Raw genomic sequence first — 26918 nt, forward strand, 5'->3', positions numbered from 1 at the left:
CTGGCTCAGTGCCCGCGTACGTCCAGCGTACATGCTTCCAGATGGATGCTCACGCTGGCCGCCGGCGCGGCCGACGAGTCTCCCACGGTAATCTCATAGTCGCCTGCCGCGATGCGCCACGTCTTGCTGGCGCTGTCGAACATGGCCAGCAGGCGCGGATCGACGCGGATGCGGGCCCGGCCGGCGGCGCCCGGCTCCAGCGCCAGCTTGTCCCAGCCGCCCAGCCGGCGCGGCGCTTCCCAGCCACCGGCCGTGGGCGATACATACACCTGCGGCACGGCCTTGCCGGCGCGCTGGCCCACGTTGCGCACGTTGACGGTGACGGCGAGGGCGCCGTCGGCCGCTTCCACTGCCAGCCCGTTGTAGTCGAAGCTGGTGTAGGACAGGCCGTGGCCGAAGGCGAACAAGGGCGCGATCCGTTTGCGTTCGAACCACTTGTAGCCGACGGCGGCGCCCTCGATGTTGTAGTCGGTGTCCACCGGCGCGCCCGTGCGCGTGGGATCGGCGTCGATCACGGGGCGCGGCAGTTGCGCCTCGGCGGCGGGGAAGGTGGCCGGCAGGTGGCCGGACGGATTGACGGCGCCGCTCAGCACGCGCGCGATGGCGGCCCCGCCCCGCGTGCCGGGATACCACGCCTCCAGTACCGCATCGACCGCGTCCAGCCAGGGCATGAGCACCGGCCCGCCCGTTTCCAGCACAACGACGGTACGCGGATTGGCGCCGGCCAGGGCGGCGATCAGCGCGTCCTGGTCGCCGGGCAGGCGTAACGAGGGCAGGTCCACGCTTTCCGCCGTCCACTGGGTGGCGAACACGATCACGGCGTCGCTGCGGGCGGCCAGCCGGACGGCGGCGTCCGGATCGCGGCCGTCCAGGTAGCGCAGCCGGGCCCCGGTCAGCCTGGCCAGCTCACGCAACGGCGAGGAGGGATGGTAGACCATCGGGCCGGGAAAGCCGGCCGGCCCCTCGTTGGGCACCGCCATGCCGCCGGCCGGGTACACCTGCGACGAGCCGCCGCCCGACAATACGCCCGCATCCGCATGGCCGCCCACGACGGCGATGGTGCGCAGCTGCGGCGACAGGGGCAGCAGACCGTTGCGGTTTTTCAGCAGAACGATGGCTTCCTCGGCATCGGCCTGGCTGGTGGCGGCGTTGGCGCGCAAGTCAAAGGCGCTGTCGTGCTCCACCCGCACCGGATGGTCCACCACGCCGTGGGCGAACATGGCGCCCACGATGCGGCCGGCCATCTCGTCCAGCCGGGCGGCCGGGACTTGGCCGTCGAGCACGGCCTGCTTCAGGGGGGCGTTGAAAAAGGGGGCTGCGTCGAAAGGGTGGCCCGATTGCTGATCGAGCCCGTTGCGGGCGGCGCTGACGGTGGAGTGGGTGGCGCCCCAGTCCGACATTACGTAACCGGTAAAGGCCCAGTCGCCCTTGAGCACCTGGTTCAGCAGGTAGTCGCTCTCGCATGCATAGTCACCGTTGACGCGGTTGTAGGAACACATGACGGCGCCCGGATTGCCCCGTTCCACCGCCAGTTGCGCGGCCAGCAGGTCCGACATGCGGGCCGCCGCATCGTCGATGCGCACATTGAGTGTGGCGCGGTCCGTTTCCTGGTCGTTGAAGGCGAAATGCTTGACGGTCGAGATGACATGGTTGGACTGCACGCCCCGTATCTGCTCGCCCACCATGACGCCGGCCAGCAGCGGGTCTTCGCCGGCATATTCGAAGTTGCGGCCATTGCGCGGTTCGCGCAGCAGGTTCACGGCGCCAGCCAGCAGCACGTTGTAGCCGGACTGGCGCGCCTCGCGCCCTATCATGGCGCCGGCCGCGTAGGCCAGTTGCGGGTTCCAGGTAGCCGCCGTGGCGAGGCCAGAAGGCAGGGCCGTCCGCGGATACGGTCGCCTGGCGCCGGCCTGGGAGGCGACGCCGATGCCGGCGTCCGTCTGCCACTGCGGCGGCAGGCCGAGGCGGGCGATGCCGGGCACGAAGCCGGCCGAATCGGGACGGCCCTCCGGCGGACGGCGATAGTGCTTGGGCGGGAAGTCCGCGGAAAAATAGCCGAATACGGTCTGGATCTTTTCGTCCAGCGTCATGGCGCCCACCAGCAGGGCGGCCCGCTGGTCGGGTGGCAGGGCAGGATCAAGCCAGGGCTGGGGCGGCCCGCCGGCACCGTTCGCGGCCGGGACAGCCAGAGCATACTGGAACGCCAGCGGCAGCGCGCACGACCAAAGCCGATATTGCTTCAAGGCTGACTCCTTTCCCTGGCTGGCCCCGTGGCCCCGCATCGTCTCCGACAAAAGCACCGGAAAACCGCGTGGCGCGCAAGCGGGGCGAAAAACGGGGACGTAATACAGTTTTCAAAAAACCGGGACGTAACACAATTATCACAAAATTGGCGCCGTCTCGGAGCCCGATCTGTTGCGAAAAAATGGGGACGTACCCCAATTTGTTGGAAATTGGTGTTACGTCCCCAATTTTTCAGCCCTTGTTTTGCTATTGTTTTGATAGCGCTACCTTTTGTGGCGGAGTTTATCCGGAAGGGCTAGCAGACCAATACATACCGGCTTCGCAACATCTCAGAAACGGTGGCGCAGGCCGACCGTGAATTGCCTGTTGCCCGTGCCCGGTTCCTCGCTGTTGCCTTCGGTGTAGGCTGCGCCGTTGCGGTTGCTGATCAGCGCGTACGAGGTGTACAGGTCAGTGCGCTTGGACAGCGCGTACATATAGGCCAGCGCATACTGCTGGGCGTCCTGGTTGCGGATGGTACGGTCGTCCTTGCGGATGTAGGTGGCCACCACGGTGCTCACGCCGAACGGCAGCGATACGCCCAGCAGCAGGTCGCGGCTGTCGGTGGACGCGGTAGGCGCCGCGCCGCCGAAAGTGGCTGCCGTGTTGTTGAGCGACGCGCTGTTGAGGCCCCGGTCCACGCCGTAGCCGAAATACAGCTTGGCCGGGCCGAAGTCGTAATTGGCGCCCAGCAGGGTGTTGCGGGCCGCGTCCTGGTTCTTCAGCAGCGCCGTATCGTTGTTGCGGTGATGGTAGGCCAGCCGCACAGTGAGCGGGCCGTTGCTGTAGCCGAAGGAGCCGCCCAGCGCGCGCCCGGCCGCGTTGTCGCCGGCCACTTCGCCGGCCGCATACATGGCGTCGCCGCTGAAGCCGTGCAGCTCCGGGCTGCGATACAGCACCGAGTTATTGGCGCGGAAGCCGGTCGAGGCCATCAGGTTGTTGGAGCGGGCGATGCCGTTGCGCAGCGGGTCGACGATGGTGTTGAGGGTGGTGAACAGGGGCGTGTCCTGCAGGCCGGCAGACACGGCGCCGAAATTGCCGCGCAAGCCGACGGCCGTGTTGCGGCCGAACAGGGTGTTGTTCTGGGTCGAGCTGCCCGTGTCGCCGTGGATGCCGCCTTCGATCACGAAGAAGGCGGACAGGCCGCCGCCCAGGTCTTCATTGCCGCGAAAGCCCCAGCGGCTTTGGGTGGCCATGCCGCTGGTGACGCGGGTCGAGGTGCCGGCGATGCCGCCCCGGTCTTGCGATACGCCCAGGTCCATCACGCCGTAGAAGGTGACGTTGCTGTCGGCCAGCGCGGCGCCGGACAGGCTAAGGGCGAGCGCGGTCAGCGCAGGAATGCGGATGTTCATATGGTGTCTCCAGAGTTGTTATGAATGCCGCGGACGCATCTGGTGCGAACGCGGACTGGTGGCTTGCTTCCCCCGGGGCGGGGGAAGCAGATCTGTTAGCAGCGGAAGCGTTTCCGTGCCGGTGTCAGTGGGCCGGGGCGGGCGCTGGCGTGGCCCCGGCAGGTTCAGGGTCGGGGATCGCTTCGATCTTGCCGAGCACGAAGACGAAGGACACGATCCCCACCAGCAGGATCACGCCGGCCACCATGAAGGCATTGGCGAACGAATTGGTGGCGCCGACGATGATGCCGGTGACGATGGGCGCGGCGGCGCCCATCAGGTTATTGGCGAAGTTCATGATGCCGCCGATGGTGCCGGCGCCGCCTTTGGGCGCGATCAGCGACGGCAGCGACCAGCCCACCGGCGCGGCCGAGGCCAGGCCGCCCAGCGCGATCGAGATCCACACGATGGCCCACACGGGATCGGTGGTCTGGGTGGCGCCGAACACGGCCAGGCCCAGCAGCATGCCGACGATCAGCACGCCCTTGCGCACCAGCGATTCATCCTTGCCGCGCGAGATCAGGTGGTCGATCAGCCAGCCGCCCACGAACAGGTCGGTCGCCGTGGCCACGGCCCAGGGGATGGCGGCAAAGCCGGCCGACTTCAGTATGCTCATGTGCATGGTCTGCACCAGGTAGCCGGGCAGCCAGGTGAGGAACAGGTAGAACGAGTAGCCGTAGGCGGCAAAGCCGATGGTCAGGCCCCACACCTTCGATTTGCCCAGCAGGTAGCCCAGCATATTGAGCGCGCCGGCGTTGGACGGACCTTCCGGCGCGGCGCCGCCTTGCTGGATGTAGTGCAGCTCTTCCCGGCTCAGCTTCTCGTCGGCGCTGGGGTCGCGGTACAGCAGGAAGAAGGCGATGAAGTAGGTGAAGCTGAGCAGGGCCGTCAAGCCGAAGCCCCAGCGCCAGCCGAAGGTGACGACGGTGACGGCGATCAGCGGCACGCCGATCACGTTGGAGAACTTGGCGGCGGCGTCGAAGATGGCGGTGGCCATGCCCCGCTCATGGCGCGGGAACCAGTAGCCGGTGGCCTTGGAGCTGACCGGGAAGGCCGGCGCTTCCGCGATGCCCAGCAGGATGCGGGCCACGAAGATGCCGGCAAAGCCGCTGGAGAAGGCCGTGATGGTGGACGCCACGCCCCACAGGAAAGCGCCCCAGCGGCCCACGCGGGTGGGGCCGAAGCGGTCCAGCACCATGCCGACGGGGATCTGCAGCAGCGAGTACGACCAGGCGAAGGCGCTGAACAGCAGGCCCAGTTCCACGGCCGACAGGTTGAACATGTCCTTGATCTGGGGCGCGGCCACGGACAGGCCGATGCGGTCGATGTAGTTGATCAGCACCCCCATGCCGAGCAGGGCGCCTATGCCCCAGCGGCGCTTGGGTATTTTCTGGTGCGGTTGGTGTGTGGCGTTCATTGTTTGTCTCCGGTGGTGTGGTAGTGATCGGCCCGGGCGCTATCTGCGCAGGCCCTGGGTGTGCAAAATGGTGTCGACCAGCTGCTGTGGCGACTGGCTCAGGTCCAGTAGCACGCCCGCTTCGTCCGGCTGCAGCGGTTCCAGGTCGCGCAGCTGGCTGTCGAGCAGGGAAGGGGGCATGTAGTGGCCGACCCGGGCCGCCATGCGTGCGGCGATCACGCTGCGCGGCCCGGACAGGTGGGCAAAGCGCAGCGCCGGATTGCCGGCGCGGAGCAGGTCGCGGTAGCGCCGCTTGAGCGAGGAGCACGACAGCACCAGGCCGTGGCCTTGTGCCGTGGCGTGGCGGATCTGCTCTTGCAGCGTGAGCAGCCAGCCGGCGCGGTCGTCGTCCGTCAGCGGAGTGCCGGCGGCCATCTTGGCGACGTTGGCGGCGGAGTGGAAGCTGTCGCCTTCGAGGAAGGGCAGGTCCAGCGCGTTGGCCAGCCGCTGCCCGATCTCGCTCTTGCCGCAGCCGCTGACGCCCATGACGACCCAGCATGCTTGTTGATTGGTATGGCTCATAAAAGTCGGTAGGTGCCTGGTTGGTCTCGTGTTGCTGTTCGGTTTGTTCAATTAAATGTTAGCGCTAACATTGGAATGGAAGTCTAATCCATGGGGCTGATTTGTAAAGCTGAATCGATGCTGCGGTGCAGCAAAACGGCGTTGGCGTGGTCCGCGCCGGCGAGGAGATGGACCGCTTCGCCAGAGGAGAATGCAGGGCGGGATGGGGTGGCGCGGTTTGTGGTACCTGAACAACGACAGCGCCTGCGAATCGGGGGGCGGCGCTGTCCCCGTCGTTCGTCAAGCGCTTTCGCGCGCCATCAGCGTGAAGCCCAGGTCGAGGTGGGGCGTGGGCGGGGTTTCGCCCCGGATCACGTTGCGCAGCAGGGTGGCCGCTTCGTAGCCGATGCGGTAGCGCGGCGTGCCGATGGTGGTCACGGACGGATTCATCCAGGCCGACGCGGGCAGGTCGTTGAAGCCGCAGATGGCCAACTGGCGTGGCACCGCGATGCCGCGCCGCTGGCATTGGTAGATGGCGCCGTGCGCCAGGTCGTCGTTGCAGCAGAAGATGGCGTCGCAGTCCGGCGCCTGCGCCAGCATGCGTCCCAGCAGCTCGGCGCCGAGCGCGATGGTGGACGGATCGGGCACCATCAGCTCCAGCCGCGGGTCGGCCAGGCCCGCCTCGCGCATGGCGTGGCGGTAGCCGTCGGCCCGCTTCAGCGTGCGCTCGTCGAGCTGGGCGCCGATGAAGCCGATGCGCCGGTGGCCCTTGTCGATCAGGTAGCGCGTCATCGCCTGGCCGGCCTGGAACTGGGAAAAGCCCACCGTCAGCTGGGCCGGGTCGGGCGACAGGTCCATCATCGAGACGATGGGTACGCGCGAGGCGGCCAGCATGCGTTGCACGCGCGGGCTGTGGGTGAGGCCGGACAGCAGGATGCCGTCCGGATTCGACTGCAGGTAGATGCCGAGCAGCTTTTCCTCCTCGGCGTCGGAGTAGCGCGTGTTGCCGATCAGGATCTGGTAATCGTCCGCGTCCAGCGCATCCTGGATGCCGGCCAGCACGGCCGTGAACACGGCGTTCGACAGCGACGGCACCAGCACCACGATCACCCGCGATTGCGACGAGGCCAGTGCCCGCGCGGCGCGGTTGGGCACGTAGCCCAGTTCTTCCACGGCCTGCTGGACCCGGTCGCGCAGCGCCTGCGACACCATGTCCGGCTGGCTGATGGCGCGCGAGGCTGTCATGGTGGCCACGCCGGCCCGCTCCGCCACGGCCGCGAGCGTGATGCGCCCGCTGGCGCGGCTCTTGTTGCTGACTGTCTTGCTCATCCTTGCCCGCTGATTAATGTTGTTAGCGTTATCTTACGGCAGGCGGGGCGCGACCGGGGAAATTTGCGGGATGCCGGCCCTCGCGCTGGCCATTCAAGGGCATCCAGTGGCGCGCTGGCATTCCTGGCATCCCTGACACGGCATGGCATGCCAGGTCATTCAAAGGGGCCGGATAACGTTCAATGGCAGTTGGCCAGCACCTGCTGATTCTTTTTCGACGCCTCGGCCCGTTCCGCATCGCCCATGATGACGCGCTGGCCATCCTTGTCGTAAGTGGACATGCGGATGCCTTCGTCGAGGGCGCGCTGGTGGTTGCGTGCCGCCGCGCAGTTGGCCGCTTCGGCCGCCTTGCGGCGCACCTCGTCGGCGCTCTTTTGCTCGGCCTGGGCCGCCTCCGTCTTGCGTTTGTTGAAGTCGGCGTTGCGTTCGCTCAGCGTGGGCGCGGCCTTGGCCTTGGATTCGGGTGCTTCAGCCGCATCGGCCGCGGCCGCCGGCGCCGGCGCGTTGGGATCGAACAGCGGCTTGCCGGGCGCCTTCAGGATGTGCTTTTCCGGGATGTTGGGCGGCGGCGGGCGGTCCGACAGCTGCTTGACGCCTTTTTCGTCTATCCACAGGTATTGCGCCAGCGCTTGGGCCGACACGGCCAGCAGGGCGGCGGCCAGCGCCAGGCGCAGCGCGCCGGCGGCGCGGCGGGAGGAGGGGAGCGTGTCGTGTTTCATGGTGATGCTTTCCGGGGCAGGGCGAAGGCGCCGCTGGGCAGATTTCGCCATGATTTGCGGCAACTGTCAATCGCGCGGCACGGGGCGTGACAGATTTTTTCCGAGGCGCAAGGACAGCGGCGCGGGAATTCTGTATAATCTGCTTTTGCGCCAATAGGAAATGCTATGCGTCTACTTCAAAAAGCACTCACGTTCGATGACGTGCTCCTCGTCCCAGCGTACTCGAATGTGCTGCCTGCGGATACGTCCCTCAAAACCCGTCTGACCCGTAACATCAGCCTGAATATCCCGCTGCTGTCCGCCGCGATGGATACCGTGACCGAAGCCCGTCTGGCCATCGCCATGGCACAAGAGGGCGGCATCGGCATCATCCACAAGAACCTGAAGCCGAAGGACCAGGCCCGTGAAGTGGCGCGCGTCAAGCGTTTCGAGGCCGGCGTGCTGCGCGACCCGATCACCATCCCGCCCGAGATGAAGATTCGCGACGTCATCAAGCTGACCGAGCAGTATGGCATTTCCGGCTTCCCTGTCGTGTCCGGCAAGGAAGTGGTGGGCATCATCACCAACCGCGACCTGCGTTTTGAACAGGAACTGGACGCCGAAGCGCGCGCCAAGATGACCCCGCGCGAAAAGCTGGTCTACGTCAAGGAAGGCGCCGACACGGCCGAAGCCAAGCGCCTGATGAACAAGCACCGCCTGGAGCGCGTGCTGGTGGTGAACGATGCCTTCGAACTGAAGGGCCTGATCACCGTCAAGGACATCCAGAAGTCGACCGAACACCCGCTGGCATCGAAGGATTCCCAGGGCAAGCTGCTGGTCGGCGCCGCCGTCGGCGTGGGCGCCAAGGATGAAGAGCGCATCGAGCTGCTGGTCGCGGCCGGCGTGGACGTGCTGGTGGTCGACACCGCCCACGGCCACTCGCAAGGCATCCTGGACCGCGTGAAGTGGATCAAGACCAAGTTCCCGCACGTGGACGTCATTGGCGGCAACATCGCCACCGCCGCTGCCGCCAAGGCGCTGGTGGAATACGGCGCGGACGCCGTCAAGGTCGGCATCGGCCCTGGCTCCATCTGCACCACCCGTATCGTGGCTGGCGTGGGCGTGCCCCAGATTACCGCCATCTCCAACGTGGCTGAAGCGCTGGAAGGCACGGGCGTACCGTGCATCGCCGACGGCGGCATCCGCTTCTCGGGCGACATCTCCAAGGCCCTGGCCGCTGGCGCGTCGACCGTGATGATGGGTTCCATGTTCGCCGGCACGGAAGAAGCGCCGGGCGAAGTGATCCTGTACCAGGGCCGCAGCTACAAGTCCTACCGTGGCATGGGTTCGCTGGGTGCGATGTCGGACGGCTCGGCCGACCGCTACTTCCAGGACGCCACCATGAAGGCCGACAAGTTCGTGCCCGAAGGGATCGAAGGCCGTGTGGCCTACAAGGGCTCCGTGCTGGCCATCATCTTCCAGCTGGTGGGCGGTGTGCGCCAGTCGATGGGTTACTGCGGTTGCGCCACCATCGACGAACTGCGCAACAAGGCCGAATTCGTCGAGATCACCTCGGCCGGCATGCGCGAATCGCACGTGCACGACGTGCAAATCACCAAGGAAGCGCCGAACTACCGTTCCGGCGACTGAGAGTCTGAGAGTTTTTCGTTCATGCCCGCTCATCACGCCAGAAAGCGCCCGCTCGTCGTTGCAAATGCTCGCCATAGCCCGCTATGGCTGTGCTTTGCGCCTCGATCGGCCGCCTTCTGGCGCGCTGCTCGGTCACGCCCGAAAAGCGCTCAGCCTCTAAACCTTACGACGCCGGCGGCCCATGGTCGCCGGCGTTTTCGTCTCACGGCCCGCCGTCCGCCGGCGGCCGCCTTGCTGCACCGATTTCATCATTTAGAAGCCCCTATCCCATGCATTCAAAAATCCTCATCCTCGATTTCGGCTCCCAGGTTACCCAGCTGATCGCGCGCCGCGTGCGCGATTCCGGCGTGTTCTCGGAAGTGTATCCGTTCGACGTCAGCGACGAATTCGTGCGCAACTACGGCGCTTCCGGCGTGATCCTGTCGGGCAGCCACAGCTCCACGCTGGAAGGCGACGCCCCGCGCGCGCCGCAGGCCGTGTTCGAACTGGGCGTGCCAGTGCTGGGCATCTGCTACGGCATGCAGACCATGGCGGCCCAGCTGGGCGGCAAGGTCGAGAACGGCCTGGTGCGCGAATTCGGCTACGCCGAAGTGCGCGCCCGCAGCCACACCAAGCTGCTCGACGGCATCAACGACTTCGTCACCGACGAAGGCCACGGCATGCTCAAGGTGTGGATGAGCCACGGCGACAAGGTGCTGGAAATGCCACCGGGCTTTGTCCTGATGGGCAATACCCCGAGCTGCCCGATCGCCGCCATGGCCAATGAAGAGAAGCATTTCTACGGCGTGCAGTGGCACCCGGAAGTGACGCACACGGTGCAGGGCAAGGCCATGCTGGGCCGCTTCGTGCACGAGATCTGCGGCTGCAAGTCGGACTGGAACATGCCCGACTACATCAGCGAAGCGGTCGAGAAGATCCGCGCCCAGGTGGGTACGGATGAAGTGATCCTGGGCCTGTCGGGCGGCGTCGATTCGTCCGTGGCCGCCGCGCTGATCCACCGCGCCATCGGCGACCAGCTGACCTGCGTGTTCGTCGACCACGGCCTGCTGCGCCTGGACGAAGGCAAGATGGTGATGGACATGTTCGCCAAGAACCTGGGCGTGAAAGTGATCCGCATCGACGCCGAAGACCAGTTCATGGGTCACCTGGCCGGCGTGACCGATCCCGAGCAGAAGCGCAAGATCATCGGCCGCGAGTTCGTGGAAGTGTTCCAGGTCGAGTCGGGCAAGCTGGTCAACGCCAAGTGGCTGGCGCAGGGCACCATCTACCCGGACGTGATCGAATCGGCCGGCAAGGGCAAGAAGGGCCAGACCATCAAGAGCCACCACAACGTGGGCGGCCTGCCGGACACCATGAAGCTCAAGCTGCTCGAGCCGCTGCGCGAATTGTTCAAGGACGAAGTGCGCAAGCTGGGCGTGGCCCTGGGCCTGCCGCATGACATGGTGTACCGTCATCCGTTCCCAGGCCCTGGCCTGGGTGTGCGCATCCTGGGCGAAGTGAAGAAGGATTACGCCGACCTGCTGCGTCGCGCCGACGCCATCTTCATCGAAGAGCTGCGCAACACGCCGTACGAATTCGTCACCGGCCAGGCCGTGGACGAAGAGCAGTTGCCGAAGAACTGGTACGAAGCGACCAGCCAGGCGTTCGCCGTATTCCTGCCCGTGAAGTCGGTGGGCGTGATGGGCGACGGCCGCACCTACGAATACGTGGTGGCGCTGCGCGCCGTGCAGACCCAGGACTTCATGACGGCGCACTGGGCGCACCTGCCGCACGCGCTGCTGGGCAAGGTGTCCAACCGGATCATCAATGAAGTGCGGGGCATCAACCGCGTGGTGTACGATATTTCGGGAAAACCACCGGCGACCATTGAATGGGAGTGATGAGCTCGCTATAAGTGACTGATTTTTAATGGAAAAATGAGGGTCGTTGATGATTCGTTTTTTATCATCAACGGCCTTTGTTGTTTGCGGACATACTTTGCCACTGACCATTGCTTAGCGGTTGTATTGACGCACTTGCTGCAGATAGTGGTTTCGCGGTAGCCGGCAGAGCGGTTTAGGCCGGTTCGATTCCGATCCTCCAGCAGTCAAGGGCTTGCTGCCGTGTGCGGCAAATCGAATCTAGTAAATGCGCCGCGTTGCCGGCGATTTTGCGCTTCTATTCAGGATTTTTCTCCTGAACCATCTTCAGCCGCTACGTGGTCGGCTGGATGGTGGCCGAGCACGAAACCGCCGAACTGGCCGAGCAGGTCATCGTCGACACCGCCGCCTAGGAAGGTATCGCGCCGGGCACGCTGACCTTGCATGCGAACCGCGGCAGCAGCAGGCAATCCAAGCCGGTGGCCACACTGCTGTCCGACTTGGGCATCGCTAAATCGCGCAGCCGGCCCTACGTGTCCGACGAAAATCCATACGCGGAAGCACAGTTCAAGACCTTGAGGTATCAGGCTTGCTTCCCGGCACGCTTTTGGCTCGCTGGCTGACGCCCGCACCCAGCGCGCCCAGTTCCTGACCTGGTACAACCGGCAGCATTGCCATTCTGGCATCGGCAACCGCGGAAATTGCCGACAGCTGCATGGATCAACCCGCCGATCACGAGAAAAAATCTGTCTGAAAGACCGAGACTTAGCCTCTTACCAATTCAACAAGGTGCTTCAAATTCATTGACGCGCTCCGGCCGGTCGCCCAGCGTGTTGTTTGAGCGGATTTCGAAAGTGAAGCGCAGTTTTTGTAAGCGAGCGAGCCTGTCGTCTCAGGACAGTCATGCGATCATACCGAGTCGTGCCGGTGACATGCGTGGTCGAACAGTCGTGATACTTGGAAGAAGACACGACCATGACCGGTGGGGCAGTTGTGAGCGCGACTATGCATCGAATTTGCAGCATATGAGCAACCTTACAGTTGAAAATATACTTTGTAGTCGTATTGCTAGACGAGTGTTCGCCTTCTAAAATGAAATTGCTAATGACGAAGGTTCTTGAAGCAGTTTGCTGTTAAAAGATGTATAAAATATGATAAATATAATTATTGTTGGAGACAATCGTTATGAATCTCACAGCTGGTGCAACGGCTAAGGTATGCACTACGGCTGAGACCCAAGTAGGCATCATTCAGGTTGTCGACTATCAATGGGATGCGGGCGCGGAATTTGTTGGACTCTCGACCGAACCGATCCTCCGATTGAGGTTGTGGCCGTCGCGCCTCGATGCGCGGGGCTGGGTGGACGCCGATGAGACGGGTTCTTTTGGGCCATTAATGCTTATGCCGCCCAACGTTGAGGTACATGTGCGCGGGGCGGGCAATCTTGAGGTGGCGCGCACGGTCGATTGTCGATTTAATCTTGATTGGCTGAGCGAACAGGCGGAATGCGATGCTGCCCAAGTGATGGCCGATCCGGCTTCTTGCCTAAGCCTTAGGAATCCCAATATCGAATATGGCCTTCGACGGGTTTCGGAGGAGGTGTTGGATCCAAAACGCTCCAGCGTCGAAATGATCGGTGCACTCGTCACCCTTATCGGGGTCGACTTCGCTAGATTGCTATCTGAGCAAAATCGCGGTGGTTGCATGACTGATTCAAAGGGAACTCTCAGCAAAGCGCGATTGCAATTCATCCAGAATTACATCAAGTCGTTTGAAGATGGTTCACCGAATCTCAGCAATGTTGCCGATGCGTGTGGCTTCAGTGTCGCCCACCTGCGGCGTATTTTCAAAAGCACGACTGGAAAGACCGTTTACGACTATATCGAAGAGGTTCGGATGGTGCGCGCGCAGACGCTGCTGCGGGACTCTTCTATGCAGTTGAAGGCGATCGCGTATCAATTGGGTTACGCCCACCCCAGTGCCTTCTCGTCGGCGTTCAAAAAAGCTACTGGCGAGGCGCCCGGCGACTACCGCGCCCGATTAAGTACCACAGCCGAAAACCGCTGATGCCGCTTTCAATCGCTGTGGGCTGCTGGCGGTTCGTCCGTGCCGAACCCGCTGGCCCGATTGTTGCTGGTGTATGCCTCGTTCCCTCATTGGCCTTCGATCTCACCTGCCGTACGCCCCTCTGTTCTTGCCGATCACCTGTTGAATTACGCCGCTGATACAACGTGTCATGGTGGCTGCGATTCCAGTCCAAATTCCCCTTTAACCCAGCAGTACTCGTTTTGGATAAGCGTTGACCTTTATGCGGTCGTGCTTTCCATGGCATTCAGTGTGTGTCTCCATAGAATATCGCTAAGGCCGGATACATCTCGGCAATCAACGGAGACCATCGAAAATGAATCATACGAACTGCGAGAGCGCACCAGTTGCTGCACCGCTTCACAGGGTTGAATCAACTACCCCACCCGAGCGTTTTGCACGTGGCTGGCATGTACTTGGTGTCGCTGAGAAATTCCGGGACGGCAAACCCCACGCGCTGGAAATCTTCAACACCAAGCTGGTCGTCTTTGCCGGCGAAGACGGAACCATCCGTATTCTCGACGGCTATTGCCCCCACATGGGTGGATCGCTCGGTCACGGAAAAATACGCGGCAACAGCGTCGAATGCCCGTTTCACGGCTGGCAGTGGGGTGGTGACGGCCGTTGCGCCGCCATTCCCTTCGCGCCACGTATCCCGCCACGAGCGAAAATCAAGTCCTGGCCCGTTTCTGAAGTAAGCGGCCAACTTTTCGTCTACCACGACCCGGAAGACAATCCGCCACCACCGGAAGTCGCGATTCCTCCCATCCTGCCATTTGACGCTGGCGAGTGCACCACATGGAACTGGGAAAGTCAGGTTATCAATACAAACTGCAGGGAATTGGTCGACAACGTTGCCGACAACACGCATTTCTACTATGTACATGGCTGGCTGCCCCGCAAATTCAAGAATGTCTTTGAAGGCCATACCGCCAGCCAGATAGCAGTGTACGAAACGCGCAAGGACCGCTCACTTGGTCAGGCAAATGAGGGCGAGAATGACGACCAGTTCGGCATGGACAGCGAAGCCACTTATTACGGCCCGGCGTACATGATCAATTTCCAGCAAGCGAATTACAAGGGCCAAAAAATCGACTGCTGGCTGATCAATGCGCACTATCCGATCACGCCAAACAGCTTCATGCTCCATGCCGGCGTCGTCGTTCGGAGAATGCCAGGCGTGCCGGCCGAAGTAGCGCAGGCCATCGCGGACGAATATACCGTGGCATTCCGTAACGCTTTCTACCAGGACGTGGATATCTGGAAGAACAAGGCGCGTGTCGACAATCCTATTCTGTGTCAGGTTGACGGGCCGGTGTACCAATTGCGCCGCTGGTATGAGCAGTTCTATGTCGATGCGAAGGATGTGCAGCCCGATATGGTTGCCCGGTTCGAGCTGGAGATGGACATGTCCAAGGCGCTGGCGTATTGGGAAACTGAACAGGCCGCGTTGCCATGAAAGTGAATGAAGCAATGAATGGTGAAATTGCCGTCGTCTATATCGATGACGCTCCCTTGAACACGCTGTCGATTGGCCGCGGCGTGGTGAGCGCGATCCTGTCAAACCTGAAATCGCAACTCGTACGGGATGACATTGGCGCAGTCGTTGTGCGGGGGCGTGGGAAATGTTTTTCCGCCGGGGCCGATATCGCGGACTTCGACAAATCTCCGGAAAAGATCGGCGAACTGCGAGAGTTGATTGAATTCATCGCGCGGGCGGACAAACCAGTTGTGATGGCGATCCATGGTTATGCGATGGGGGGCGGCCTCGAACTGGCGCTGGCCGGTCATGCACGCATCGCGACGGCTGACGCGACCTTCGCCTTTCCAGAGGTGACGCTCGGCCTGCTGCCGGGAGGTGGCGGAACGCAACGTTTGCCGCGGCTGGTGGGGATATCCAAGGCGCTTGAACTTATCCTCGGGGGCAAAAGGATTAACGCCCAGGAAGCGCTTGCGTGCGGCCTGATCGACGCAATCGTGGACGATATTGACAAGGTGGATCTGGCGCACACGATTCGCACCGTGCCTCTGCGTGTCGTCCATGCGCTGCCCGTGGGCGAAGACGCGGAGGCCATCGAGAAGGCGCGTGCGGACGCACCCCGGCAGCGCACGTTGAGCACCGCGCGGGACGACATCATCAAATGTATTGCGGCGACCAATTCTGGAAGCGCATTTGAGGAAGGGCTGGCGCTGGAAGCACGTTTTTTCGACGCCTTACTCGCCAGCGACGCTTCAGCGGGTTTGCGTCATTCCTTCTTCGCGGCGCGCCAGGCTGCGGTGATACCCGGTATGGAGATCGGTCTGCCTGCTCCGACTATTGAGCATTGCGCGGTTATCGGCGCCGGTACGATGGGCACCGGGATTGCCCTGACATTGCTCAATGCCGGGCTGGCGGTGGTATTGGTCGAGCAGCGCGAACAGACACTGACGGCTGCCGTAGACGGGATTGCCAAAATGTTGTGGCGCGACGTCGAGAAGGGCCGCTGCAGCGAACGTGATGCGGTTGACCGTCTGGGGCGCTTAACGCCAACCCAGGAGTTCCAGGACATCGCGGAGTCTGACCTTGTCATTGAAGCCGTGTTCGAGGACTTGGACGTCAAGCGTGAGGTATTCACCGCAATCGACCGAGTCGCGAAGCCGAGCGCAATATTGGCGAGCAATACTTCAACGCTGGACATCGATGCGATGGCGGTATTTTCACGATGGCCAGAGCGCGTCGTTGGTATGCACTTCTTTAGTCCGGCCAATGTGATGCGCCTGGTGGAAGTCGTGCGGGGCGCTCGTACCGCACCGGTCGTCCTGGCTGCGTCCATGGCATTCGCGAAACGCATCGGAAAGATTGGCGTGGTTGCCGGCGTCTGCGATGGCTTTATCGGGAACCGGATTTTTGAGGAGTATTTGCGCCAGGCGTACTTCCTGATTGAGGAGGGGGCGCTGCCGCAGCAGGTCGACCGCGCACTGGAAGAGTGGGGCATGGCGATGGGGCCGTTCCGTACCATGGACCTGGCCGGCCAGGATATTGGTTGGAGCATACGTAAAAGGCGGGCACTTAGCCAGCCAGACCGCCCATATTCGAAGCTGCCCGATTTGATTTGCGAAATGGGGCGTTATGGTCAAAAGACAGGGGCGGGATTCTATCTCTATCCCGACGGCCGCACCCCGAAAGTCGATCCAAGAATCGATGAGTTAGTGGTGGCTCACTCCGCGGCGATCAATGTTGAGCGAAGAACCATATCCGATACGGAAATCGTTGACCGCTGCGTGCTTGCCATGGTGAATGAAGGAGCACGCATCCTGGATGAACGGATTGCGTATCGGCCACTCGATATCGACGTCGTTTATCTGAATGGATATGGATTCCCGGCGGAGCGGGGTGGTCCCATGTTTTATGCCGAACGGCGAGGTTTGCGCGAAGTCTACCAGCGCATTAGTGAATGGTCGGCATCGCGGCATGGATGGGCGTGGCAACCGGCGCCAATGCTGGCGCAACTGGTAGGCCAAGGCCGCAGTTTCAGTACCCTCAATCCAGGATAATACATGGCCAATCTAAAAAGACTATTCAACCTGCAGGGCCGTGTCGCCTTGATTACCGGAGGCTCGCGAGGGCTTGGCTTGCAGATAGCCGAGGCGCTTGGGGAGTTTGGTGCCACCGTGGTGCTCGTGGCGCGAAAACAGGAGGAGCTCGATGAGGCGGTTGCGCATCTTGGTGCCTTGGGTATAACCGCGCGTTCCGTGGCTGCCGATATCGGCGGCCACGAATCGGTGGTGAAGCTGGTCGACCGCGTCATCGCTGAAGAAACAACAGTGGATATCCTCGTCAATAACGCCGGGACCACCTGGGGCGCTCCGGCCGAAACTTATCCGCTCGACGGCTGGAATAAAGTCATGAACCTCAACGTCACCGGCATGTTCCTGTTGACGCAGGAAGTGGCCAAGCGCTGCTTTTTGCCGCGTGCGCGTGGCGCTGTCGTCAACGTCGCATCCATTGAAGGTTTGCAGGGCCATCACGCCCGGCGTGGTGGAACGATCGCTTACAACGCGGCCAAGGGCGCCGTCGTGAACATGACCCGGGCCCTGGCGGCCGAGTGGGGCGGGAGAGGGATCCGGGTCAATGCGCTGGCTCCCGGTTTTTTCCCTTCGAAGCTGACCGAGGCGACGCTGGCGCGCTTCGGGGTGGAGCTTGTCGATGGGACTCCACTGGGCAAACTTGGCGGCGGCGATGACATCAAGGGCGCGGCGCTGCTTCTGGCCTCAGATGCCGGTGGGCATATCACCGGCCATGTCCTCGTCGTCGACGGTGGATCAACCATTATTTAAGGATAGCGACGTGTCACATCCCCTTATTCCCCGCCGGGATCTCGATTTCCTGTTGTATGAATGGCTTAAAGCCGACCTCAGCTATGGCCGTCCGCCGTACGAAGATCACTCTCGCGAAACGGTCGACGCGGTGCTGGATCTATCTGAACGTCTGGCCGTCGATTTGTTCCTGCCGCATTACAAGCAGGCGGACCAGTGCGAGCCCTTCCAGGACACTTCCGGGGCTGTCCAGGTGCCCCAGGCGATAGGCGACGCGCTCTGGCAGTATGCGCGAGCCGGCCTGTTCTCTGCGGGATTTCCGCCTGAACTCGGTGGCATGAACTTGCCTTACCTGGTGCACGCGGCGTCGTTTTCCTTGTTTGCCGCAGCAAATCTGGCGACATCGGCGTACGCGATGCTGACCATTGCGAACGCCCGCTTGATTGTCACATATGGCACGCAGGCGCAGGCCCAGCAGTTCGCCGCGCCGCAGATTGAGGGACGCTGGTTCGGAACGATGTGCCTGTCCGAACCGCAGGCCGGTTCCAGTCTCGCCGATATCCGCACTCGGGCAGTGGTCGATGGCGATGACGAGTTTGGCGTGCGCTATCGCCTGACGGGCAACAAGATGTGGATTTCCGGGGGCGACCAAAGTCTGTCCGAGAACATCATTCATTTAGTGCTCGCCAAAGTTCCCGGGGATGATGGAATCCTGATCGAGGGTACCAGGGGGATTTCGCTGTTTATCGTGCCGAAAGTCTTGCCAGATGGCCGCCGTAATGACGTCACCGTCGCCGGACTGAATCACAAAATGGGATACCGGGGAACCGCGAACTGCCTGTTGAACTTTGGCGAAACCTCTGGCGCGATCGGCTGGATGATAGGCGAGCCAGGTCAGGGGCTGCGCCAGATGTTTAGCATGATGAACGAAGCCCGGATCGGGGTCGCCATTGGTGCGGCGGCAGTAGGGTACCGAGGCTATCGCCATGCGCTCGCCTATTCTCAGGAGCGCCTCCAGGGGCGCAGGCCCGAGACCAAGGGCGGCCCGCCAGTGGCGATTATCGAGCATGCCGATGTCAAGCGCATGCTGATGTCGCAGAAAGCGTATGCGGAAGGGGCGCTGGCTTTGTGCCTGTACTGCGCCAAGCTGGTTGACGAGCATGACGACGAATTTGCTGCCGATTTGCTCAGCTTGCTAACTCCGATCGCCAAGACGTGGGCCTCGGAATACGGACTGGCGGCCAATGACCTCGCGATCCAGATCCACGGGGGCTATGGCTATACCCGCGATTTCGATGTTGAGCAGCTGTACCGGGACAATCGCCTGAATCCGATTCACGAAGGCACTACCGGGGTGCAGGCGATGGATCTGCTGGCCCGCAAATTGTTGCCGGAACCCGCGTCAGGAATGGTAGTTTTACGCCAGCGTGTGGCGGCGACCAGCCATATGGCATCCGGGTATCCAGCACTCGCTCCACACGCCGAGTCATTGATGAAAACGTGGAAGGAAATTGAATCCGCCATCGAGGTGCTGCGAGATATGCCGCGTGCGCGCGCAACGGACAATGCCGTGCCGTTTCTCCAGGCGTTTGGCCATGGCGTGGCTGCATGGTTGTGGCTGGAGCAGGCGGTGGTGGCCAACCGGGCACAGGACAAGGCCGGGGCGACCTCCTTTTATACCGGCAAGCTGCGGGCGTGCCGTTTCTTTTTCGATTTCGAATTGCCGCGCGTGCCTGGCTGGCTGGCTGCGGTCGTCGCGCGGAGCGATGCCGCATCCGGTGCAACACCGGACATTTTTTGAGTACACATCAGGGAACAATATGTTGAAAGAGGTTTTCATAGTAGGCGCAGCCCGCACGGCGATCGGATCGTTTGGCGGCGCGCTGCGCGACACGGCACCAGGTGAGCTGGCGAGCGCCGTGATAAGGGAAGTGTTAAAACGCAGCGGCGTGGCGGCCGAGCGCGTCGATCACGTGGTCTTTGGCCAAGTGATACCCACTGAGCCCAAAGATGCCTACCTGGGACGCGTGGCGGGTATAGGTGCGGGCATCCCGCATGGTACACCAGCCATGACCGTTAACCGCCTGTGCGGCTCGGGCCTGCAAGCCATTCTCTCGGCGGCGCATTACATCAGCATGGGCGATGCGCAAATCGTCGTTGGCGGCGGGGCTGAAGTAATGAGCCGTGCCCCCTTTCTCGCCACCGCCATGCGATGGGGCCACAGGATGGGCGATGCGGCGCTGGTCGATGCGTTGAATGGTGCCCTCACTGATCCATTTGGCAACGGACTGATGGGCGTCACCGCCGAGAACGTCGCGGACAAATATGGCATTTCCAGGCAGGAGCAAGACGCGCAGGCGTTGCAGAGCCAGCAGCGCGCGGCGGCGGCCATCGCGGCAGGCCACTTTAAGGCCCAGATTGTTCCCATCGAGGTGCGGCAGCGCGGCCGTGCCTATCTGTTCGAAGTCGACGAATACGTTCGTGAGGGGGTGACGCTGGCAGACCTCGAAAAACTGCGGCCTATCTTCCGCAAGGAGAACGGTAGCGTGACCGCCGGTAATGCGTCGGGCATCAATGATGGCGCGGCTGCACTCGTGCTGGCGAGTGCGGCTGCGGTGAGAGAGCATGGTTTGACGCCGCTCGCACGCCTGGTTGCGTATGGTCATGCCGGCGTCGATCCTGCGCACATGGGAATCGGCCCGGTGCCGGCCACACGGATCGCGCTGGAACGCGCGGGCCTCAACATCGCCGATCTCGATGTGATTGAATCCAACGAGGCATTCGCTTCGCAGGCGTGTGCCGTCGTGCGCGAGTTGGGACTCGATCGCAGCAAAGTGAATCCGAACGGTAGCGGCATCGCATTGGGCCATCCGGTTGGCGCCACCGGCGCCATCATTACCACCAAGCTGGTGCACGAACTCCATCGCACGGGCGGACGCTATGGCCTTGCGACCATGTGTATCGGCGGCGGACAAGGTATCGCCGCAATATTCGAACGCGTCTGAAACCAATGCTTGAGTGCGAGGAAATAATATGACATTCAAACCGGGGCTCATGCAGGAATTTAGCCTGACCACAGACCGATTACTGGATCACGCGGCGCGTTGGCACGGCGCGCGAAACGTTGTCACGCGCCTGCCCGATGGGAGCATCGGGCGCAAGAATTACACCAGTGTTCACCGCGACGCCAAGCGGCTTTCCAGTGCTTTGCTCGCGGCCGGTATTCAAGCCGGGGACTGCGTGGCGACGTTGGCCATGAACGGCGTGGAGCATCTTGAAGCCTGGTACGCCATCAGTGGCATCGGAGCCATCTGCCATACGCTCAATCCCCGCCTGTCTGACGAGCAGCTGGTGTACATTGTTAATCACGCCCAGGACCGTATCATTCTGGCCGATGCCGCGTTTGCCCCTATCCTTGAGCGCATCCTGCCGGCTTGCCCGTGCGTCGAGCGAATTGTGTTCTTCACGCCGCCGGCGGATGTCCCCGATTTCAACACGCCTCAATGCCTGCTGTCCGATTTTGTCGGGGGCGGGAGAGGCGAAGCAGAGTGGGGTGCCTTTGACGAACGCAGTGCGGCTGGCCTGTGCTATACCTCGGGCACTACTGGTAATCCTAAAGGGGTGTTGTATTCCCATCGTTCAAACTTCCTGCATGCGCTGACGACGTTGCAGTCGGATGTATTCGGGTTCCGCGCATGTGACGTCGTCATGCCGGTGGTGCCGATGTATCACGCCAACGCCTGGGCGGTTGTATTCTCCGCGCCGGCGGCGGGTTGTAAGCTGGTCATGCCTGGCGCACGTCTCGATGGCGCCTCCCTGTTCGAGTTGATTGAAGAAGAAGGCGTGACGATAAGCCTGGGCGTGCCAACAGTCTGGCTGGGCTTGCTACAGCACCTGGCGGAAACCGGTCGGCGTCCGGCTACGCTGAAACGCGTGATCATTGGCGGCGGCGCTTGTCCGGAGCGGGTCATACGAGGTCTCCGCGAGATTGGCGTTGAACCGCTGCATGCCTGGGGCATGACCGAGATGTCGCCGGTTGGCGGCGTGGGTGCGCTAACCCCGGAAATCGCTGCCCTGCCATTCGACAGGCAGATGCCGTGGCGCCTGAAGCAGGGCCGCTCGCCGGTCGGTATTGACCTCAAGCTGCTCGATGATGCCAATGGCCGCGTGCCACACGACGGCGTGAGTCCCGGGCGGCTGTTCGCGCGCGGCCCCGCAATTGCCTCCGCCTATTACCGCGACGAGCGCTCCATTCTTGATGAAGAAGGTTATCTCGATACGGGCGATATTGCCACCATCGATGAGCACGGCTTCATGCGGATCACTGACCGTGCCAAGGATGTAATCAAGTCAGGTGGTGAGTGGATTAGTTCGATCGATATCGAGAATGCGGCCATGATGCATCCCAAGGTCGCGCTGGCGGCGGTGGTCGGAAGAAGTGACGAAAAATGGGGAGAGCGCCCTGTCCTGTTTCTTGAACTTGTTTCCGGTGCGGTGGCGAACCCGGGAGAAATCACAAAGTTTCTTGAAGGGCGGATTCCCAAGTGGTGGATGCCGGACGAAGTGGTCTTTATGGACGCCATGTATATCGGCGCCACCGGGAAAATTGACAAAAAACGCGTGCGTCAGCAACTGGCCAGCGCTGCTGCGAACTCAAAGGAGTAGGATAGACATGGACAATAACGCAACTGGAAATTTTGATGTCGTCGTCGTCGGCTCCGGTGCCGGCGGTATGCTGGCCGCCATCAGGGCGCACGACCTTGGGCTGCGCGCCCTGGTTGTGGAAAAGTCGGACCGCTATGGCGGGACGTCGGCGGTATCCGGCGGTGCTATATGGATCCCGAACAACGACGCTCTGCAAGGTAAGGATTCATCTGCCAAGGCATTGGAGTACCTCAAGGCGTGCACGGAAAATGCGGTACCAGAGGCAAAGTTGCGCTATTACGTGGACATGGCGCCACGGCTTGTCGACTACCTGGCGGAGCTCGGCGTCAAATATTATGTGCATCCCGAACTGACGTACCCGGACTACTACCCGAAACTCCCTGGCGCTTTGGCCGGCGGACGGACAATGTTTGTCGCGCCGTTGGAGGATGGGTATGTGCTCGGCGACGAGTTTTATCGCTTGCGTGAATCGTACCCGGAATTCAAGCTGATGAACCGGATCTCACTCGATCTCGAAGAGGGCAGTGCGCTGCTTTACCGTAAGCCTGGTTGGGTGGGTGTGCTGGGACGTGCCATGCTGCGTTATTGGGGCGATATCAGTTGCCGGCGCCGTACCCGTCGTGACCGGCGCTTGACCATCGGCAATGCCCTGATTGGCGGATTGCGCAAGGCGATGCTGGAGCGGGGCATCCCCTTACTGCTCAACACCTGCATGAAGGAACTCGTTGTGACTGACGGCCGCGTTACCGGCGTCATCGTCCTATGTGAAGGCCGCCAGCAGATGCTGAGTGCGGATAGAGGTGTGATCCTGGCGAGCGGGGGCTTCGAGCAATCCACGGAAATGCGCGAACGGCATCTGGGGCACAAATCCAACGGCGAATGGAGCGCGACGCCGCGCGATAACAACGTCGGTGATGGCCTGCGCGCGGCGCAAGCGATCGGTGCCGACACGGCGTTTCTCGAACAGGCGTGGTGGGCGCCGACGATACGCATGCCTTCGCTGCAGGCGCCAAATACGAACCGGCATATGGCGCTGTTTTTTGAGCGCGGCCTGCCTCACAGCCTGTGCGTCAACCGCAACGGTGTGCGCTTTACGAATGAAATCTGTTCATACCACCAGTTCGGTCAGGCTATGCTGCGCGATCAGGCACTTACTGGCGCGAATTTGCCATGCTGGCTTGTGTTTGACAGCGAATTCCGGCGCAAGTATCCACTAGGTGGTTTGTTGCCGGGCAGTGTGGCGTCTGATGCGACGCTGCCGCCTGACTGGTTCGATAACTTCCTCTATCGGGCGGACTCGCTTCATCAGCTTGCTGGAAAGATTGGAATCCCCAAGGACGCGCTGGCCGAAACGGTCGCGAAGTTTAACCGCTACGCGAGAACCGGCGTGGACAAGGATTTTGGCCGTGGAGACGACTTCTACAGCAAATATTTCGGCGATCCGTCACATGGTCCGAGTCGCACGCTGGGAGAACTTGCCAAGGGGCCGTACTACGCTGTGCGCCTCGATTTGGGGGACCTTGGTACCAAGGGTGGGGCTAAGACCGACGAGGCGGCCAGAGTGTTGAATGTCAGCGGCACCCCGATTCCGGGACTCTATGCGGTCGGGAATGTAGCGGGTTCGGTAATGGGGGGGAGCTACCCAGGGGCAGGGGCTACGCTGGGATCTTCCATGACCTTCGCCATGGCGGCAGTCAATCATTTGATGATGCAGCAAGATCAAACGGACGAGCACTTTAAAGAACGGGCCTCCACTCCTTAACAATCAATCGAGGCCCCAAACCCCGGCACTACCTGTTCACCATGGCGGCCGCACCGTGCCGCCGTGGTGATGACAAGATCGAGTGTTCACTGCTCCCGAAGAAAGTCGAGGCAGATCCGGTTGAACATGTCCGGCTCCTCGATCATGAACCAGTGACCGGCGCGATTGGAAATCACCATGCGACAGTCGGGGATTTTCTCTTGCATGATCAATGCGTGCCGCACCGGAATGAACTGGTCGTGATAGCCCCAGAAACCGAGCACCGGCATGTTCAGGTCTGCGAGCGAGTCCCAGATCGGCGCATGCACGGCTTTGCTGTACACCTCGCGTGGCTGCGATTGTGCGATCGGCAAGCGCTCTGCAATCACTTGTTCGGTGATCACCGATTCGCTCTTGACGAGCAGCTTGAGCAGTGCGCGGAATGAATCCGTATCGAAGCCGCCTTGCGCAACTGCGGCCGCCATGGCCTGCAGTCCGGATGAAGCGGGCATCCATTTGGCAAGTTCCTCTATCCCGCCAGGCGCCATGCAGATCAGCTTAGGGACCATGTCTGGATACGTAAGCGCGAACTGAATGCCGTAATAGCCGCCCAGGGAGTTCCCGATCGGGACCACCTTTTTTACCTGCCGCTGCTGCAGAAACTCGTGCAGGATGGCGACTTGGTTGACGCCGCTGTATTCGAAGTCAACGGGCTTGTCGGAATAGCCAAAGCCAATGTAATCGACAATCAAGACGTGGTAGCCGGCGTCATGTAAGACGGGGAAATTTTGTCTGAAATTGCTGTACCCGCTGGCGCCCGGGCCGCTCCCATGCAGAAACAGCAGGGATGGTTTTTCTTCGTTGGGTGCCCCGTGCTCATGGAAATGGAAGCGCAAGCTCGAATTGAATACTTGTGTGAATTGGCCGATCGGCGGTGCAGATGTAGCGGACATGATGTCTCCGGTTGTGTGTCTGTTTGAAATGTATACGTTCGAAGTGGCGGCGTGCCCGGCGTACGCCGCTGGCGATATAAGTGTTCGTTTATCGCAAGTGTTCGTGCATGGCCTGGCCGATTGATGCGATTAAGATGAGATCACTGTCTGATCAATCTCTGAGGAATAATCTTGAAACCATTTATCGTTGGGCTTGGTGGTACCGCCACGCCGGGGGGCTCCACCGAACAGGCACTTGCATTGACATTGCGTGCCGCCGAAGCGCACGGAGCGCGGACTAAGCTGTTTGGCGGGGCGTTGCTGGCCAGCTTTCCTCATTACCTGGCGGAAGGCACGTGGGACTGCGTGGAGGCCAAGGAATTTGTTGCCGCCATTCGCCAGGCGAACGGCATCATCATTGCCAGTCCGGGCTATCACGGCACCATTTCCGGCCTGGTCAAGAACGCTATCGACTATATCGAAGAGACTTCGAAAGACAGTCGTGTCTATCTGGATGGCCTGCCGGTCGGCCTGATCGCAACAGCTTACGGGTGGCAGGCAACCGGCAGCACGATGACGACGCTGCGCGCCATCGTGCATGCGCTGCGTGGCTGGCCGACACCGATGGGCGCCGGCGTGCGTACGGTGCAGGGTTTGTTCAAGGACGGCCAATGTACCGATCCTGCCGTCAGCGGCCAGCTGGAAATTGTCGGCCGTCAGGTCGCCGAATTCGCGTCGCTGCAGATGCGCGACAAGCTGGCCACAGCGACCCATCTCGAGACGTGGCTCGGCTTGACCGACTGCGATGAACTGTATCAGTCAACCTGAACTGTGCAGCGCAATTCACCGTGATCACGATTTTCACGCGAGTCATGACTATCGCGTCCACCGTTGTTCCAGAACGGGCCGGAGTGATTACGCTGCGGCGCCATCCTTGCCCGTACGTTCTGACGACAGTCGTTTTGCTCAAGCCTTGAACGTTTTTGGTAAGCGTTTCAAGTTTTCTGGTGCCCAACGCGAGCCTACAATAGTTTTGTCATTCAAGTGGACGCATTGCGGCAAAGCGGTAGTTTGGCGGAAATCATATAAATAATAATTGGAGACGTTTTTATGAGAGTGCAGGAACTCGGTTATGTTGTGATCGGCGCTCAGCGCGTCGCCGATTGGCGTCCGTTTGCGGAGGACATTCTGGGTATGTCGACCGCCCCCGGTCCGGATGACTCGTTATATCTCAAAATGGACGAGCGGGATTTCAGGCTCGCCATTGTTCCGTCCGAGACGGACCGCCTCATTGCGTCGGGGTGGGCCGTTCCCAGCCAGGAGGCCTACGAACACTTAAAGAAATCCTTGTGTGAACGTGGTGTGCAGTTGACGGATGGTGTGGCTGAAGAACAGCGCCTGCGGCGCGTGCAGGAGTTTTTCTGGTTGCACGACCCGGATGGCAATCGGATTGAAGTGTTCTGGGGACCGGTTTGTGACTTCAAGCAGTTCGTTTCGCCGATCGGGGTGCCAGGTTTTGTTACGGGCGAACTCGGCCTGGGGCACATAGTATTGCCTGCTACCGACGTCGACGCTTGCTATCGCTTCTGGCACGAGACGCTGGGGTTCGGCTTGTCCGATATCTTGACAATGAATTTCGGCGGACAGGCAGTCAAGCTGCGCTTTTTGCACTGCGAAAACAAGCGACAGCATAGCCTTGCGCTTGCCGGCATGCCATCGCCGGCTGGCTTGATCCATATGTGCGTCGAAATGCCAAGCCTGAAGGATGTGGGCCTGGCGCTGGATCGGGTCATGAACAGCGACATGAAACTGGTCATGACGTTAGGCCAGCACGTCAATGATGACGCCATTTCTTTCTACTTTATGACCCCGGGCGGCGCATTCTTCTTCGAAATTGGCTGGCACGGTGTATTGAAAGACTGGGACCGCCACATGGTATTCGAGACCACGTTGCCGAGCTATTGGGGCCACAAGTTCGTGCTAAATGCACTTCAGTAACCTGCGACGATCTGATCCGGTCCCAAGGCGTGCG

At 61.5% G+C, this 26918-nt stretch carries 19 protein-coding genes and 1 pseudogene; 13 read left to right on the forward strand and 7 right to left on the reverse strand.

Features of this window, described 5'->3' with window-relative positions; all coding sequences use genetic code 11:
- Nucleotides 1-5: 5 nt before the first annotated feature.
- The 6 genes from AC3WOS_RS11570 to AC3WOS_RS11595 all read right to left on the reverse strand — a co-directional run bounded on the left by AC3WOS_RS11570 (nucleotide 6) and on the right by AC3WOS_RS11595 (nucleotide 7679).
- Complete coding sequence (locus AC3WOS_RS11570) at nucleotides 6-2243, reverse strand: beta-glucosidase family protein (protein ID WP_492716093.1); 2238 nt, start codon at nucleotides 2241-2243, stop codon at nucleotides 6-8.
- 330 nt (nucleotides 2244-2573) lie between these two features.
- The gene (locus AC3WOS_RS11575; protein WP_492716094.1) at nucleotides 2574-3635 is read right to left on the reverse strand and encodes a porin; all 1062 of its coding nucleotides are present in this window, start codon (nucleotides 3633-3635) and stop codon (nucleotides 2574-2576) included.
- A 124-nt stretch (nucleotides 3636-3759) separates the two neighbouring features.
- On the reverse strand, nucleotides 3760-5091 hold the full coding sequence (locus tag AC3WOS_RS11580) for an MFS transporter (protein ID WP_492716095.1): 1332 nt from the start codon (nucleotides 5089-5091) through the stop codon (nucleotides 3760-3762).
- 39 nt (nucleotides 5092-5130) lie between these two features.
- Nucleotides 5131-5652 carry a gluconokinase gene (locus AC3WOS_RS11585; protein ID WP_492716096.1) on the reverse strand — a complete coding sequence of 174 codons (522 nt, stop codon included), beginning with the start codon at nucleotides 5650-5652 and terminating at the stop codon, nucleotides 5131-5133.
- 279 nt (nucleotides 5653-5931) lie between these two features.
- Nucleotides 5932-6960 carry an HTH-type transcriptional regulator GntR gene (gene gntR / locus AC3WOS_RS11590; RefSeq protein WP_492716097.1) on the reverse strand — a complete coding sequence of 343 codons (1029 nt, stop codon included), beginning with the start codon at nucleotides 6958-6960 and terminating at the stop codon, nucleotides 5932-5934.
- 179 nt (nucleotides 6961-7139) lie between these two features.
- Nucleotides 7140-7679 (reverse strand): DUF4124 domain-containing protein, encoded by a 540-nt coding sequence (locus AC3WOS_RS11595; protein ID WP_492716098.1) that lies wholly within the window; start codon nucleotides 7677-7679, stop codon nucleotides 7140-7142.
- A 165-nt stretch (nucleotides 7680-7844) separates the two neighbouring features.
- Between AC3WOS_RS11595 and guaB the strand changes: the two genes are divergently transcribed.
- The 11 genes and pseudogenes from guaB (at nucleotide 7845) to AC3WOS_RS11650 (ending at nucleotide 23975) form a co-directional block, all read left to right on the forward strand.
- Nucleotides 7845-9308, forward strand: coding sequence for an IMP dehydrogenase (gene guaB, locus AC3WOS_RS11600; protein ID WP_492716099.1), 1464 nt, complete (start codon nucleotides 7845-7847; stop codon nucleotides 9306-9308).
- A gap of 269 nt (nucleotides 9309-9577) precedes the next feature.
- A complete protein-coding gene (guaA, locus tag AC3WOS_RS11605) occupies nucleotides 9578-11188 on the forward strand; it encodes a glutamine-hydrolyzing GMP synthase (protein WP_492716100.1) in 1611 nt (536 codons plus the stop codon).
- Between the two features lie 302 nt (nucleotides 11189-11490).
- Nucleotides 11491-11854, forward strand: a pseudogene (locus tag AC3WOS_RS11610) (transposase); the annotation flags it as partial.
- A gap of 498 nt (nucleotides 11855-12352) precedes the next feature.
- On the forward strand, nucleotides 12353-13234 hold the full coding sequence (locus AC3WOS_RS11615) for a helix-turn-helix domain-containing protein (RefSeq protein WP_492716101.1): 882 nt from the start codon (nucleotides 12353-12355) through the stop codon (nucleotides 13232-13234).
- 334 nt (nucleotides 13235-13568) lie between these two features.
- Nucleotides 13569-14711, forward strand: a complete 1143-nt coding sequence (locus AC3WOS_RS11620) for a 3-ketosteroid-9-alpha-monooxygenase, oxygenase component (protein ID WP_492716102.1) — start codon at nucleotides 13569-13571, stop codon at nucleotides 14709-14711.
- Complete coding sequence (locus AC3WOS_RS11625) at nucleotides 14708-16786, forward strand: 3-hydroxyacyl-CoA dehydrogenase NAD-binding domain-containing protein (RefSeq protein ID WP_492716103.1); 2079 nt, start codon at nucleotides 14708-14710, stop codon at nucleotides 16784-16786. The genes AC3WOS_RS11620 and AC3WOS_RS11625 overlap by 4 nt, the downstream gene beginning before the upstream one ends.
- A 3-nt stretch (nucleotides 16787-16789) precedes the next feature.
- Nucleotides 16790-17569, forward strand: coding sequence for an SDR family oxidoreductase (locus AC3WOS_RS11630; RefSeq protein WP_492716104.1), 780 nt, complete (start codon nucleotides 16790-16792; stop codon nucleotides 17567-17569).
- A gap of 10 nt (nucleotides 17570-17579) precedes the next feature.
- The gene (locus tag AC3WOS_RS11635; protein ID WP_492716105.1) at nucleotides 17580-19349 is read left to right on the forward strand and encodes an acyl-CoA dehydrogenase; all 1770 of its coding nucleotides are present in this window, start codon (nucleotides 17580-17582) and stop codon (nucleotides 19347-19349) included.
- Nucleotides 19350-19368: 19 nt separating this feature from the next.
- Complete coding sequence (gene bktB / locus AC3WOS_RS11640) at nucleotides 19369-20553, forward strand: beta-ketothiolase BktB (RefSeq protein ID WP_492716106.1); 1185 nt, start codon at nucleotides 19369-19371, stop codon at nucleotides 20551-20553.
- Nucleotides 20554-20581: 28 nt separating this feature from the next.
- A complete protein-coding gene (locus tag AC3WOS_RS11645) occupies nucleotides 20582-22213 on the forward strand; it encodes a long-chain-fatty-acid--CoA ligase (RefSeq protein ID WP_492716107.1) in 1632 nt (543 codons plus the stop codon).
- A gap of 7 nt (nucleotides 22214-22220) precedes the next feature.
- Nucleotides 22221-23975 carry an FAD-binding protein gene (locus AC3WOS_RS11650; protein WP_492716108.1) on the forward strand — a complete coding sequence of 585 codons (1755 nt, stop codon included), beginning with the start codon at nucleotides 22221-22223 and terminating at the stop codon, nucleotides 23973-23975.
- Nucleotides 23976-24061: 86 nt separating this feature from the next.
- Here the strand turns inward: AC3WOS_RS11650 and AC3WOS_RS11655 are convergent, their stop codons facing one another.
- Nucleotides 24062-24907 (reverse strand): alpha/beta fold hydrolase, encoded by an 846-nt coding sequence (locus tag AC3WOS_RS11655; protein WP_492716109.1) that lies wholly within the window; start codon nucleotides 24905-24907, stop codon nucleotides 24062-24064.
- 171 nt (nucleotides 24908-25078) lie between these two features.
- Here AC3WOS_RS11655 and AC3WOS_RS11660 point away from each other — a divergent pair, with 171 nt between their 5' ends.
- Nucleotides 25079-25714 carry an NADPH-dependent FMN reductase gene (locus tag AC3WOS_RS11660; protein WP_492716110.1) on the forward strand — a complete coding sequence of 212 codons (636 nt, stop codon included), beginning with the start codon at nucleotides 25079-25081 and terminating at the stop codon, nucleotides 25712-25714.
- A 282-nt stretch (nucleotides 25715-25996) separates the two neighbouring features.
- Nucleotides 25997-26884 (forward strand): VOC family protein, encoded by an 888-nt coding sequence (locus AC3WOS_RS11665; RefSeq protein WP_492716111.1) that lies wholly within the window; start codon nucleotides 25997-25999, stop codon nucleotides 26882-26884.
- Nucleotides 26885-26918: the final 34 nt, after the last annotated feature.

Source organism: Rugamonas sp. FW305-51 (assembly GCF_058786935.1).

Excerpts from the sequence above, each read along its gene's own strand:
- AC3WOS_RS11625 (WP_492716103.1), top strand. The coding sequence starts at position 14,708 with ATGAAAGTGAATGAAGCAATGAATGGTGAAATTGCCGTCGTCTATATC.
- AC3WOS_RS11650 (WP_492716108.1), top strand. The coding sequence starts at position 22,221 with ATGGACAATAACGCAACTGGAAATTTTGATGTCGTCGTCGTCGGCTCC.
- AC3WOS_RS11665 (WP_492716111.1), top strand. The coding sequence starts at position 25,997 with ATGAGAGTGCAGGAACTCGGTTATGTTGTGATCGGCGCTCAGCGCGTC.
- AC3WOS_RS11630 (WP_492716104.1), top strand. The coding sequence starts at position 16,790 with ATGGCCAATCTAAAAAGACTATTCAACCTGCAGGGCCGTGTCGCCTTG.
- AC3WOS_RS11585 (WP_492716096.1), bottom strand. The coding sequence starts at position 5,652 with ATGAGCCATACCAATCAACAAGCATGCTGGGTCGTCATGGGCGTCAGC.
- guaA (WP_492716100.1), top strand. The coding sequence starts at position 9,578 with ATGCATTCAAAAATCCTCATCCTCGATTTCGGCTCCCAGGTTACCCAG.
- AC3WOS_RS11615 (WP_492716101.1), top strand. The coding sequence starts at position 12,353 with ATGAATCTCACAGCTGGTGCAACGGCTAAGGTATGCACTACGGCTGAG.
- AC3WOS_RS11575 (WP_492716094.1), bottom strand. The coding sequence starts at position 3,635 with ATGAACATCCGCATTCCTGCGCTGACCGCGCTCGCCCTTAGCCTGTCC.
- gntR (WP_492716097.1), bottom strand. The coding sequence starts at position 6,960 with ATGAGCAAGACAGTCAGCAACAAGAGCCGCGCCAGCGGGCGCATCACG.
- AC3WOS_RS11620 (WP_492716102.1), top strand. The coding sequence starts at position 13,569 with ATGAATCATACGAACTGCGAGAGCGCACCAGTTGCTGCACCGCTTCAC.
- AC3WOS_RS11645 (WP_492716107.1), top strand. The coding sequence starts at position 20,582 with ATGACATTCAAACCGGGGCTCATGCAGGAATTTAGCCTGACCACAGAC.
- guaB (WP_492716099.1), top strand. The coding sequence starts at position 7,845 with ATGCGTCTACTTCAAAAAGCACTCACGTTCGATGACGTGCTCCTCGTC.
- bktB (WP_492716106.1), top strand. The coding sequence starts at position 19,369 with ATGTTGAAAGAGGTTTTCATAGTAGGCGCAGCCCGCACGGCGATCGGA.
- AC3WOS_RS11595 (WP_492716098.1), bottom strand. The coding sequence starts at position 7,679 with ATGAAACACGACACGCTCCCCTCCTCCCGCCGCGCCGCCGGCGCGCTG.
- AC3WOS_RS11655 (WP_492716109.1), bottom strand. The coding sequence starts at position 24,907 with ATGTCCGCTACATCTGCACCGCCGATCGGCCAATTCACACAAGTATTC.
- AC3WOS_RS11580 (WP_492716095.1), bottom strand. The coding sequence starts at position 5,091 with ATGAACGCCACACACCAACCGCACCAGAAAATACCCAAGCGCCGCTGG.